This window comes from uncultured Parabacteroides sp., from assembly GCF_905196875.1.
GTDB lineage: Bacteria > Bacteroidota > Bacteroidia > Bacteroidales > Tannerellaceae > Parabacteroides.
On record NZ_CAJJWO010000105.1, the window covers coordinates 1 to 13,498 of the forward strand.

The 13,498-nt window shown below is 44.2% G+C and carries 10 protein-coding genes; 2 read left to right on the forward strand and 8 right to left on the reverse strand.

The genetic code is table 11. From position 1 onward, the window contains the following. Positions 1 to 945: 2-hydroxyacid dehydrogenase (locus QZ076_RS20770; protein ID WP_293716983.1), on the reverse strand; the 945-nt coding region annotated here is incomplete at its 3' end. Positions 946 to 1,060: 115 nt separating this feature from the next. Here QZ076_RS20770 and QZ076_RS20775 point away from each other — a divergent pair. Beyond that, entirely contained in the window at positions 1,061 to 2,986 is a 1,926-nt protein-coding gene (locus QZ076_RS20775; RefSeq protein WP_293716985.1) for a transglycosylase domain-containing protein, read from the forward strand. 241 nt (positions 2,987 to 3,227) lie between these two features. Here QZ076_RS20775 and QZ076_RS20780 read toward each other — a convergent pair whose 3' ends face one another. The 7 genes from QZ076_RS20780 to QZ076_RS20810 form a co-directional block, all read right to left on the reverse strand. Next, on the reverse strand, positions 3,228 to 4,406 hold the full coding sequence (locus QZ076_RS20780) for an ATP-binding protein (RefSeq protein ID WP_293716987.1): 1,179 nt from the start codon (positions 4,404 to 4,406) through the stop codon (positions 3,228 to 3,230). Then, positions 4,403 to 5,080, reverse strand: a complete 678-nt coding sequence (locus tag QZ076_RS20785) for a response regulator transcription factor (protein ID WP_293716989.1) — start codon at positions 5,078 to 5,080, stop codon at positions 4,403 to 4,405. The genes QZ076_RS20780 and QZ076_RS20785 overlap by 4 nt, the downstream gene beginning before the upstream one ends. Positions 5,081 to 5,120: 40 nt before the next feature. Further along, on the reverse strand, positions 5,121 to 8,246 hold the full coding sequence (locus QZ076_RS20790; RefSeq protein ID WP_293716991.1) for a CusA/CzcA family heavy metal efflux RND transporter: 3,126 nt from the start codon (positions 8,244 to 8,246) through the stop codon (positions 5,121 to 5,123). Positions 8,247 to 8,253: 7 nt separating this feature from the next. Beyond that, positions 8,254 to 9,342 carry an efflux RND transporter periplasmic adaptor subunit gene (locus QZ076_RS20795; protein WP_293716993.1) on the reverse strand — a complete coding sequence of 363 codons (1,089 nt, stop codon included), beginning with the start codon at positions 9,340 to 9,342 and terminating at the stop codon, positions 8,254 to 8,256. A gap of 21 nt (positions 9,343 to 9,363) precedes the next feature. Next, positions 9,364 to 10,632 carry a TolC family protein gene (locus tag QZ076_RS20800; RefSeq protein WP_293716995.1) on the reverse strand — a complete coding sequence of 423 codons (1,269 nt, stop codon included), beginning with the start codon at positions 10,630 to 10,632 and terminating at the stop codon, positions 9,364 to 9,366. A gap of 106 nt (positions 10,633 to 10,738) precedes the next feature. Then, positions 10,739 to 11,203: a septal ring lytic transglycosylase RlpA family protein gene (locus QZ076_RS20805; RefSeq protein WP_293716997.1), complete on the reverse strand. Its 465-nt coding sequence runs from the start codon at positions 11,201 to 11,203 to the stop codon at positions 10,739 to 10,741. 26 nt (positions 11,204 to 11,229) lie between these two features. Next, a complete protein-coding gene (locus QZ076_RS20810) occupies positions 11,230 to 12,603 on the reverse strand; it encodes a cytochrome c peroxidase (protein WP_293716999.1) in 1,374 nt (457 codons plus the stop codon). Positions 12,604 to 12,835: 232 nt separating this feature from the next. Here QZ076_RS20810 and QZ076_RS20815 point away from each other — a divergent pair, with 232 nt between their 5' ends. Continuing rightward, positions 12,836 to 13,435 carry a LemA family protein gene (locus tag QZ076_RS20815; protein ID WP_293717001.1) on the forward strand — a complete coding sequence of 200 codons (600 nt, stop codon included), beginning with the start codon at positions 12,836 to 12,838 and terminating at the stop codon, positions 13,433 to 13,435. The last annotated feature ends 63 nt before the right edge of the window (positions 13,436 to 13,498 follow it).

Here is a 13,498-nt window from a genome sequence, read left to right on the forward strand (position 1 = left end):
CTGTAAGGTTGTTTCCGCAATATTATGCATTGCCTCTTTGGTAAAGAAGGCCTGATGAGAAGTCACGATCACGTTATTGAAAGAGAGCAAACGTGCCAGTACATCGTCATCAATAATTTTGTCGGATTTATCTTCGTAGAAGTAGTCACCTTCTTCTTCATACACATCCAGTCCGGCTGCCGAAATCTTCTTTTCTTTTAGCCCCTCTATCAGTGCATTGGTATGGATCAGCTGACCACGTCCGGTATTAATGATCATCACGCCGTCTTTCATTTTATCGATCGATTGGTCGTTGATCAGATAACGGGTTTCTTCCGTCAGCGGGCAATGCAATGAAATTATATCTGATCTATGATATAATTCATCCAATGTTGTATACATGATCCCTTCTTCTTCTGCGAATTTATAGTCAGGATATAGGTCATAAGCAAGAATATGCATACCGAATCCTTTCAATATTTTAATCAGTATCTTAGCGATCTTTCCTGTTCCGATAATACCGATCGTTTTCCCGTGCATGTCGAATCCCATCATTCCGTTCAGAGAAAAATTGCCATCGCGGGTACGCCAGTAAGCACGATGTATCTTACGGTTTAACGAAAGCATTAATGCCAGCGAATATTCGGCAACTGCATACGGTGAATAAGCCGGGACACGTACTACCGGAAGTTTTCCTTTAGCCGCAGCCAGGTCTACATTATTAAAACCGGCACAACGCAAAGCCAACAGTTTAACTCCGTTTTCTGCCATTGCATCGATAACGGCCGCATCAGCCGTATCGTTCACGAAGATACAAACCACATCAGCCTCTTTCGTCAGAACAACATTATTAGGGTTAAGATGTCCTTTAAAATATTTAATATCGTAGTTAAAATGCTCATTTACTTTATCGAAAGAAGCTATATCATAAGGTTTAGCTCCAAAAAATGCAATCTTGTATGACATACTCGTTTTATTTGTTTTTATTAAAACAGAATAAAGAGGTAGAATGTTGAAGAAAAGCGTTGGTATATTTAATAAATACATCTACTTTTACTCCCGTTTTAAACAAGAAGAATATATGCATCAACCTGTTAGGAAAGTAATTGCAACAGGTGTCATTCTTTTAACGGCTTTGGTTCTGCTTTTGTTTTCCGTACGGAATATATTCGTTCGGCAATACATTGGTCATAAACTGGAGAAGTTGGAAAAGGCACGCCGGATATCTATTCATTATGACGATATTAAGATGATTGGTCTGAGCGGTATACAGATCGAAGGGGTGTCTGTGATCCCGCAGGATGCAGATACTTTTTTACAAAGCCATTCTTTCCGGTTAAAGCTGGACTGTTCTTCTCTTCTTCTTTTAAAAATTTCTGTAAAGAGTATTGAAGCCGATGTAGTGAACATATCCTTTATTAAAAAGGATACAACTTCTAATTTTGATTTCCTGTATCATACTGCCACCTCCCAAGATGTTACAATCCGTACCGAAACAGAACAGAATTTTGCGCGAAAGACAAGCCGACTGTTTAGTCTGCTCTTCAAATTACTGCCAGACAATGCGACTTTACGTAATCTAAGTGTTTCTTATCTGAATAAAGGGGATGAACTCCTGATCGAAATTCCTTCGCTGGTCATTAAAGATAGTCGTTTCACCACCGGAATACGAAGTACGGAGAATGGAGTACAAAGCGAATGGGTCTGCGAGGGTGCGTTACAGGACAGGGAAAAAAAGATTGAAGCCCGGTTACATGCCAAAGAAAATACGAAGATTACCCTCCCCTTTTTGAATTACCGCTGGGGAGCACAGATACAGTTCGATACATTGGCGTTCAAACTGGAGGAACTATTGCAAAAGAACGATTTACATGCTGTCCGGGGGCAGGCACATATCAGTGGGCTGACACTTCATCAACGACGTATTTCTCCCGACACGGTTTTACTGGATCGGGGAACTTTCGATTGCCAGGTGAATATCGGTAAGAACTATCTGGAGTTGGATAGTGTCTCCCGGATAAACTTTAACCAATTGGATTTCCACCCTTATCTAAAAGCAGAGAAAGGTTCCAATTGGCATATAACCGCCTCAGTAAATAAACAAGATTTCCCCGCGAATGATTTGTTTGTCTCTTTACCTAAAGGGTTGTTCAATAATCTGGAAGGATTGAAGGCCAGTGGAACATTATCTTACCACTTTCTATTAGATGTCGACTTTTCTTCATTGGATAGCTTGCAACTGGAATCATTGCTCACTGCTCGTAATTTCCAGATCACTCAATATGGGAATACCGATCTACGCAAGATGAACGAACCCTTCGAATATACAGTTTATGAGAATGATGAACCCGTACGCACATTCGAGATAGGTGAAGGCAATCCTTCTTTCCGCCCTTTCCCTATGGTATCACGTTATTTGCCCCTGGCCATTATGCAAAGTGAAGATGCAGGCTTCTTTTATCATAATGGTTTTATCCCGAGTGCGATTCGCGAGTCTCTGATACTGGACCTGAAAGAGCGACGTTTTGCCCGGGGTGGAAGTACGTTAAGTATGCAGTTGGTAAAGAATGTCTTTCTGAGCCGTAACAAGACAATTGCCCGTAAGCTGGAAGAAATACTGATTGTCTGGCTCATAGAGAGTAACCATCTTACTTCCAAGGAACGAATGTTTGAGGTTTACCTGAATATTGTAGAATGGGGACCGTTTGTTTATGGTGCGGCCGAGGCTTCGCATTTTTACTTTGCCAAAGAGCCATCAGCTTTGACTTTAGGAGAATGTATCTTTCTTGCCAGTATTATACCAAAACCGAAACATGTCCGCTACTGCTTTGACGGCTTACTACTGAAACCTTATTATACGGAGTTTTACCAGGTGATACTTAGCCGCCTGATTGATCGCGGATTAATAACACCCGAAGAGGCTGAAGGTATACGGCCGGAAGATCTAAAAATAACAGGTCCTGCTAAATATTACTTAGCAGGACCTGATAATGATCAGACAAATTAATAACTTAAAATGTTATTCTTTTGGTTGTTGTTTGTCGTTTTTATGTTTACGTTCTTTTCTTTCCACCCACCAGAGATAAGATAATGCAGTAATAGCCATTCCCAATACGCATATATATACATAGATATTCATACTATACCTCCTTCTTTTTTGAATTTTATAGCCACAAGGTTTTAATAAGTCAAACATGGCACCGAAGATAAAGATTGTTCACGAATAAACAAATGAAAACGAACTTTTATTATCCAAAGTCTATAACAACTTTCGTTCCCTTGTTCACTTCAGATTTTATGTCTACTTCGGCTCCATAAGAATTCAAAATGCGTAGCGATAAACTCAGTCCGATACCATGCCCGGCAAACTCGCGGGTATTGGATGCACGGTAGAATGGCTGATAAACACGTTTCATTTCTTCAGAAGGAATACCAATACCTGAATCTTCTATGGTCAGGGTGGAACCTTTCAAACGCATTTCCACAGGCTTCTCGCCGGAATATTTACAAGCATTGTTCAGAATATTGCCGATAGCAATCTTTAGCAGGTGGGGATTCGCTTCCAGGCAATAGGCAAAGGTATCGGTCGTAAAACGAACTCGGTTACCGACAAACTGCATCAGGAAATCTGCCAGCATAATATTTTCGGTGGCATTCTTTAATATCTCTTTGTCGCCATGAGAAAGGAAAAGAAGATGTTTCATCAACTGGATGATCCGTTTTGTTTCCGAAGCGATACGTTGTAAAGCAGCTTGGTATTCAGCAGGTGTACGTTCTTTCAATAAGCTGATTTCGCACTCTCCCTGTATAGCGGTAAGCGGATTGTTCAATTCGTGCGAGGCGTTACTGATAAAAGACTTTTCACTCTGGTAAGCAGCGTCGATACGGTCTACCATTCGGGTGGCATATAGCTTACCGACAAAATAGATCAGTACGGCACTGATAACGATCAGGGCAAGCAACAGCCAGCCAATGCGTTGCTGGATATCGCCTCCATATTGATTATTCGAGATCACCAGTACAATAAAGTTACCCTCGTTATCCGGATAGTAAAGAGCGGCGCCTACTTTCTCTTTTTCATGGAAAGTAATTACTTCACCGGAATAGAGCCGGGTTATTTCCTTTTCGGTCATATAGTTTGACAGCGCCGTGTGCGACTCGGTTATACTGTCGGCATTCAACAGTATCTCGGTAGCTACCGGCAAAGTATCTTCATACCGTTTTTGTATGCGGGCATAACTTTCCTCGTCCACTTCATCCTTCTCCCAATGCTTCTCAGCGGTAGCATAAGCCTTTTCCGTCAGATAAGAATAATACAGGCGGCTGATATAACTGGTGGCAATGAAATAGAAAGCGATCGTGACAAAAGCAATGACACCGACCGTTATCGCCGTATAAAAGAATGCAATCTTGTTTCCTGTTTTCATGCTTCCATCATATAGCCCACACCGACAACGGTACGGATCAGTTTATGGTCGAAATCCTTGTCTATTTTAGTTCGGAGATAATTAACATATACATCTACTACATTCGTATTGGTGTCGAAGTCTTTATCCCAAACATGCTTCAGCAAGGTCAGACGATTCAGAGCCGTTCCCTGGTTCAGGATAAAATATTCCAGCAGGCGATACTCCTTTACGGTCAGGTCTATAGCCTTTTCTCCTCGTATCGCTCGATGGCCGGTCGGATCAAGACTCAAGTCGCCACATTGCAAAGAAGTGGTGGTTGTTTCAACTCCCGATCGACGTAAAAGAGCCTTTATGCGTGCCTCCAGTTCCTGAAAGCTGAAAGGCTTGACAAGATAGTCGTCAGCCCCTGCATCGAGGCCGCTGACGATATCGTCGGTAGTTCCTAAAGCTGTCAGCATAACGACTGGCGATTGATATCCATATAGTTGCCGATATTGGCGGCATAGCTGTAAACCGTTCATTTTAGGCATGATGATATCCAGGATGAGAAGCTGGAAGTTTTCCTTTTGCAACAACTCCCAGCCGGCTACACCATCGTAAGCGACACTTACTTCGTGACCGAATTCCTGTAGTCCTCTCTCAATGAAAGAGGCGATATTCACTTCATCTTCTACCAATAATATTTTTGCCATCTGATATCTTGTTTACTTAGGAGCACAAATATAAGCAAATTTACAACCTCCGTTGTATTAACTTTCCGTCTTTATCATACAGCATCCGGCTGTAAAAAGCTTCTACCATCAGCGGGAAGACAAAGAGGGTGAAGAAGGTAGCCCCTATCAGTCCCCCAATGATAACGATAGCAAGCGGACGCTGGCTTTCGGAACCTATACCATGACTGAGTGCAGCCGGCATCAAACCGATAGCCGCCATCGAAGCCGTCATCAGTACAGAACGGACACGGTCTTTCACGCTAAGCTTAACCGCATCGGGCAAAGGCGTTCGTGCTTTCAAATTCCCTTTAATATCAGAAATCATGATAACCCCGTTCTGGATACAGATACCGAATAAGGCGATAAAACCGATCCCAGCGGATATAGAGAAGTTAAAGCGGGTAATCAGAAGAGCTATGATCCCTCCTACCGCTGCATAAGGCACATTCAATAAAACCAATCCGGCATCACGGGCATTCCCGAACAAGACGAACAGGATAACGAAGATAATAGCAATGCTGACAGGCACCACCTGTGCCAATCGTTTAGTGGCACGTTGCTGGTTTTCAAAGTCTCCTGTCCACTTCAATGTGTAGCCGTCGGACAGTCTCACTTGTTTGTTCACCTTCTGCTGAGCTTCGGCTACGGCTGTCCCCATATCACGTCCGCGAACGGAGAATTTCACGGCGCAGAAACGGGCATGATTATCGCGGTAGATAATCAGCGGGCCGGTAATCGTACGGATATCGGCCAGTTCTTTGATCGGCACCATTGTGCCGTCGCGGGCAGGGACAAGTATCTTTCCGATCTCATTTTCACTCCGTCGGAAGGAAGATTCATAACGAACCATGATATTGAACTTCCGTTCATCTTCATAAAGTAAAGAGGCACTTTTACCACCTATCGCCATCTCGATGATAGATTGTACATCTTCCTTGGCAACCCCATAACGTGCCAAACGCGATTCGTCGAGCTCGATACGCAGCTCCGGTTGTCCGATATTACGGATTACCCCGAGGTCTTCTATACCCTCGACGGTTTGAAGTACTTTGTAGACTTCGACGGCTTTCTTTTCCGATTCGTAAAGGTCTTTACCAAAAACCTTTACGGCAATAGACCCCTTTACACCACTTGCCGCTTCTTCCACATTATCGGTAATTGGCTGGGAAAAGTTAAAGTCGACGCCCGGATAGATAGCCAGGTTTCCTTCCATCTTTTCAATCAACTGAGCCTTGGTCAGCTTACTTTCCCATTTTTTTTCAGGATAGATATCCACATGAAATTCGATGTTGTAGAAGCCGGTAGCGTCCGTACCGTCGTTGGGCCGTCCCGTCTGCGAAAGAACCTGACGAACTTCCGGATAGGAAGCTAAGCTGCGGCGCATCAGATTCGCCAGTTTTACGGATTCGTCGAGCGATATACTTTGTGGTAAGGTAGCACGGATATAGATAGAACCCTCATTTAATTGGGGAAGAAACTCTGTACCCAGCAACGTAAAGCTCCATAGACCGACAGCGGCAACCAGGGAAGCAATACCGATCGTCGTTTTCTTATGGGCATGGCAACGGTCAAATATAGAAACGGATACCCGGTTTACCCACGACAGGAACGGGTTATGTTTTTCGCGTACATTCTTCTTCAATAACATCGACGAAAGTACCGGAACCAGTGTCAGGGTAAAGATCAACGCTCCTAACAACGCAAATCCCAGCGTATAAGCTAACGGGCTGAACATCTTTCCTTCCACCTTCTGAAAAGCAAAAATAGGAACCAGCGCCGTAATAATGATCAGCTTGGAAAAGAACACCGCCTTAGCACGGTCTTTTGCTGTATGGCGGATCAGCCCCATCTTACTCATCACATTGAAAGCCGGCATACCTACTTCGCGTGCCTTCTTGTCGAGTGCGACGAAAAGCCCCTCCACCATGACGACTGCCCCATCGATAATGATACCGAAGTCGATGGCGCCCATCGAAAGCAGGTTGGCACTCATACCCATTGCCCGGAGGCAGATAAAGGCAAAGAGCAGCGCCAACGGGATAATAATGGATACGATCACCGTCGTACGCCAGTCTGCCATAAAAATCAACACAATGAAAGTTACTAATAAGATACCTTCGATCAGATTATGTGTTACCGTACGCACAGCCAGATCGACCAGGTCTTCCCGATCGTAGAATGCGACTATCTTCACATCTTCCGGAAGGGCATTCTCCTGAATATCGGCTATCTTTTCTTTCAGGGCGGCAATAACCTCTCCGGGATTTTCTCCCTTTCGCATAACAACAATTCCCTGAACGACATCATCTTCATCCATACGCCCCACCTGTCCCAGACGCGGCAGGCTTGATTCACTTACGGTAGCCAGATGTTTTACCAGGATCGGCGTACCGTTGATATTCTTGACAACGATATTCTCTATTTCTTTCGTATCGTTGATCAGGCCGATACCTCGTACCACATAGGCCTGTGAACTTTTGGTAATCACATCGCCCCCTACATTAATATTACTCTTGGCAATAGCATCATAGAGTTCGAGTGTCGTTACATTATAATTAATCAGCTGGTTCGGGTTAACGCTTACTTCGAATGTCTTCACTTCGCCGCCGAAACTCACAATATCGGCTACTCCCGGAACGGCACGCAGTTTACGTTCGATCACCCAGTCCTGAAAGGTCTTCAGCTCGCGGACAGAACGCTTATCGCTTCGCAAGGTATAACGGAATATCTCGCCCGTAGGCCCGTACTGAGGTTGAACTTCCGGTGTAACACCTTCGGGTAAATCAGCGTCATTCAACAGGTTATACACCTGCTGACGGGCATAAAAGTCGTCGGCATCATCATCAAACATCACGTTGATCACCGAGAGACCGAACAAAGTGGTACTACGAATGTCCGTCTTTTTCTGTACCGGATTCATAGCTATTTCGATAGGGATCGTGATAAACTTCTCTATCTCTTCCGCACTACGTCCCGGCCATTGGGTTATGATTGTCACCTTCGTGTTGGTAACATCGGGGAAGGCGTCGACAGGGGTATGAACAAAGCTGACAGCGCCGGCGATAATGGCAATGACGGTGCAGAAGAAAATAAAGAATTTATTCTTTAATGAGAAGGCTATTATATTGTCTATGAATTTATGCATCGTTCCGTTACTTTAAAGCGTTATAAACCAAAAGAGCATTCTTGTCGATAATACGATCGCCTTCCTTCAGGCCTGACTGCAGGTAGCAGTTTTTCTCTGTTTGCTTGAATACGGTTACTTCACAGGTATGCAGTTCGTTATTTTCGTCGACGCACACTACATAATGCCGTCCGTTCTCAAAAATAACAGCTCGGGCATCTACGCAAGGCATTATTTCACCTTCCTGGTTACTTTGCACATAAACGTTGGTAAACATAGCCGGTTTAAGCATATAATCATCATTCTTCAGTTTCACACGTATACTCATGGTCTTACTTTCGTCGTTCAGAATATTATACACCTTGTCTATCGTTCCTGTAAACTCCTTATCCCTGTATGCCAGTGTAGTGATACGTACCGGAGCACCTTCACGAACCTTGCTGATATCACTCTCGTACACATCGGCCATCACCCATACATTGTCGAGGCCGGAGATCGTGAAGAGTTCTTCGGTTTGGTCGGAACGTATCTGCATGTTACGGCTTACATTTTTGTCGATGACAAAGCCGGAAACTGGGGCTTTTATCTCATAAACGGAATTTCCTGTGATATGATAGATGGAATACACCTCTCCGATCCGTTTCTGTTCGGCCAGTGCATTACTCACCTCCTGCTCTGCCTGAAGCATATCGCGCTCGGAAGCCATTCCGCTTTTCAACATGTCCCGTGTAGCGTCGAGGTTACGGTTTGCCAGGATCAGTTGCTGCTCCGCCTCCTTCCGTTGCTTTTCATAATCGGCAACCTCGGAACTACGGATCACAGCAAGTATATCGCCTTTCTTTACATAATCGCCCACTTCTACGTTTACTTCCGACACATTACCTCCGAAAATAGGATACACATTCGCCACCTGTTCGGGGTTGAAGCTGACACGGCCATTCAGGATCAGTTCGTTGTTGAGAGGGATTTCGTGTACCGTTTCTACCGATACGACTTTCAGCAGGCTGTCAGTCAATATGAGAGGGGCCGTGCCATCTTCTTGTCCGGTGGTTTTACTGCCGCATGCCACTAGCAGTGGAAGTAAGAGCGCTAATACTATACAATTCTTATTTTTCATATATTTACTTCTTGTTATTCATTAATAATTAAATACATCGCTACCTGTCACGGTATTGATCTCTTCCATGGCGAGGAATACGTCTTTCTGTGTCTGGTATAACTGCAGGCAAGTTTCTTTATAAGCCTGATAGTAATCGATAAATTCAAGCAGGCTGATATTACGTTTGCGGTAATTACTGTTTACTCCGTCGATGATCGTTTCGAAATCGCGTTCCAGTTCGTAATTCGATGTATTATACAACTTCACGGTCTTTTCCAGACGGGCATAGCTGGTGAAGAGTTCCTTCTCCGCCTGCTTCCGTGCAAGTTCCTCTCTATTGGTATTTTGCAGGACGGAAAGACGGGCCGATTTGATATTTCCCTGGTTACGGTTGAATATCGGAACCGATACACTCAGGCCGATCGCAAAGTAATTATCGCAGAAGTTACCTGCCCGGTCGTAAGAACCTTTCAAGCTGACTTCGGGAAAGGTGAGCGATTTTTGGAGACTAACATTGGCACGTGACACTTGTATATTAGTATGTGCCATCTTTATATCAGGACGTTCAGCCAGACGATTGTTCAGTTCTATAAAAGGGATGGAGGCAATATCGACCTGGTTCAATACAGATTCATCGAAAACAGGTTCGAAAGACTCGGAGGCATTCAGGCCCAACAGGAGTTTCATATCGCCTTGCAGGGAGATCAATTGATTGGATGCTTCGTTCCTCTCCTGCTGCAAGGATAACAGAAGAGCCTGTATCCTCGACTTTTCCAGTAACGAGATATTCCCTTTCGCATTCTGTTCTTTCATTACTTCCAGCAATTGTTGCAGGTAAACGATCTCTTTATCGTAGACGGAAAGTGACTTCCCGGTGTAGTATAGTTCGATAAATTTGCTGTTAAGCTCGCTACGCAGCGTCCGTAGAACTTCTTCAAATTGATAGACTGCCATTTCCTTGTTCAGCTTCTCCACACGAACACGTTTGTTGCGTTGCCCGGCAATATAGATAAGTTGTTCAACTTCGACAACAGCCTCTCCTTCCCGTCCCATATCAAAATATTTGCCGTTCAGACGGTTATAAACATTCTGTTCAAGTGAGATAACAGGGTTCTCAAAGAGACGTGCCTGAATGACTTCGGCTTCGGCCATATCGATATTGTAACGTTCGGCAATCAGTTCCAGATTGCAGGTGGTGAAACGTTGTCCGGCTTCCTGCAAATTAAGTTTTATCGTCTGGTCTTCAGCTCGCATATTAAAGGTAAATACCTGTAAGATAAATGATAGGAGAATGACTCGTTTGTTCATTTGCTTCTGTTTTTTTGGAAGCAAAGGTATAAGGAGGGGGCTGTTTTGGCCTTGTGTATCCGATTAGAATATTCTTAAGTGAAATTAGATTTTGATTAGAAGGTTGTCAGCGACCTATTTTCATGCGGTAAGGAGGAGTGGGTTGTAAATGGTCGGTATCGAGATAGGGAGGACATTTAGGGTAAATTAGATCTAAATAACGCAGATCGATCGCACAAGGAACCTCTTCCAGACGGACACGGGCAATTCCTTTTTTCTTAAATCCCAGCAATCGGGCAGCACTGGCAGACACATCGATAATTCTACCTTTACGATGCGGACCGCGATCGGTGACACATACGATAACGCTTTTCATATTATCGAGGTTGGTGATGCGAAGGAAAGTACCGAAAGGATATGTGCGGTGGGCAGCTACCAGTTCGTCTTTGTCATGAACACGGCCACTGGACGATTTCCGGCCGTGGAAACGTTCGTGATAATAAGAAGCAAGCCCTTCCTCTTGCCCCCACGTACCCCCTACGCTTTGTAAAGCGATGAAAAGGAGCATTATATGGGACAGGCGGAAGGGCATGTGCAAATATAATAACTAATTTGTATTTATTGGAGAAGTTTTCCGTCATATTCGCCGGTCAGCGTATTCAGGAAGGCTACTATTTTAGCAGTTTCCGTATCTGAAATATGGCGTCCGATCTGGAATTCATGCATTACCTGGATAGCATCCTCGATGGTAGTGATTGTTCCGTCATGCATATACGGCGGAGTGATCATTACGTTACGCAGCGTCGGCGTTTTGAACTTATGACGATCGGCCTCATTCTTTGTTACAGACCAGCGTCCGTTGTCACCATCTGTCAAACCGGTACCACGGTAATCGAAATAGTTATCTTTGATACCCATATATTCGTACGACTGTCCACCGAGGTTCATACCCACGTGGCAGGTTGCACATTTGTTATCTTTAAATAACTGGTAACCTTCCAGTTCTTCAGCAGTAAGCGCATTCTTATCACCTCTCAGGTAATTGTCGAAACGGCTCGGGGTAAGCAATGTCTTTTCAAATTCGGCAATAGCCTCCGTTACGGTCGATTCGGTAAAACCTTCCGGGAATACTTCCAGAAAACGTTTGCTGAGCTCCTTATCGTCTGCCAACTTAGCACAGATTTCATCAAATGAAACGCTGCCCATCTCTACCGGATTCAATGGAGGTCCGGCAGCCTGTTCCTTCAGGTCGGCAGCACGTCCGTCCCAGAACTGAACGAAATTAAGCGCAGCATTGTACACCGTCGGGGCATTCACACCACCGAATTGCCCGTGGATACCTTCTGAATATTGTTTGCGATCGACACCACCTGTATTCAGTCCGTGGCAGGTTGCACAAGAGATCGTGTTATCACCCGACAGGCGAGTATCGTGATATAAATCAAAGCCTAAAGCAACTTTTGCCGGATCGGTTGCAATGGAGGCCATCAACGGTTGAACCGGTTCGTTTGCAAACTCTTCGGCAACAGTAGGCGATACATACTTGTTTTTACGAGCTTCTTTCGCCCATGCGATAATAACCGCCTTTTCGTCATCGTTTAGATTTGTACCCCAGTGCATGGTGTAATATTTAGCAGGAGGCATTGAACCGCTAAGTGCGGTGTTCTCCACTTTTGCCAGATCTACTTCGGAAACAGCTTGTCCGTTGTCAAGGGCCGTAAGCATAGCGGTAAGGTCCAGATAATGTGTACCTTCTTTCATATCAGCCTGTACGACCGGACCGATAATCGGGAGTTTACCATAGAATGGAATGTTTGCTGTGGCAGAGTGACATTCCAGACATCCGTTGTTACGGATAATAGAGGCTACCTGCTTTGCTTTGTCTCCTTCGAGCTTCTTATACTCATTAGATGAGCACGAAGGCATCGTTAAAGCTAATGTAAGTAGTCCGACAGGAAGTACTGTCATCTTAGTAAGACTAGTGTTGCGCATAATTATTGGTTGATTAAGTTATAATTAATGCAAATGTAGATATATTTATTAAGACATATTCATGAAAGTGATAGGTTTTATTTATCAGAAGATAGTCAAAGTCTATAAAGGTGATGTATGTTGGTATGAATATATTCGAACCAAACGTCAAATCTATAAAACCAAACTTTATACTATCCTGTTTTTTATATAGCTTTGCAGAACTATGTATAACAATTAAAGCAAAAAGAAAATGTTTAAGAACAAAGCTTTGTGGATTACGCTTGCCATTATCGTGGTACTTTTATTTGCCGGTTACTCCTGGGTGAAAGGCACATACAACACAATGGTAACGCAGGATGAAGGAGTAAAAACAGCCTGGAGCCAGGTCGAGAACCAGTATCAACGCCGTATGGATTTGATACCAAACCTGGTAAATACGGTAAAAGGATACGCTACACATGAAAAAGAAACGTTGGAAGGTGTAGTCAGCGCCCGTGCCGAAGCGACCAAGACGACGATCGATCCCTCTAACCTGAATGAAGAGTCGATGAAGAAATTCCAGGCTGCACAGGGCGAACTGAGCAGTGCCCTCTCCCGCCTGATGCTCGTAATAGAACGTTACCCCGACCTGAAAGCCAATCAGAACTTCTCCGAATTGCAGGCGCAGCTGGAGGGTACGGAAAACCGTATCTCAGTGGAACGCAAACGTTTCAATGAAACGGCACAGTCTTATAACACATATATCCGCAGTTTTCCGACTAACGTACTGGCCGGAATGTTCGGTTTCCAGCCTAAAGCCTATTTCAGTGCCGAGAGTGGTGCGGAAAAGGCTCCGAAGGTAGAATTTTAACTCAATAAGTTCAGATAACGAATGAAGAATCTGAATAGAATACCGGTAGGGCGTCGTCTGTCG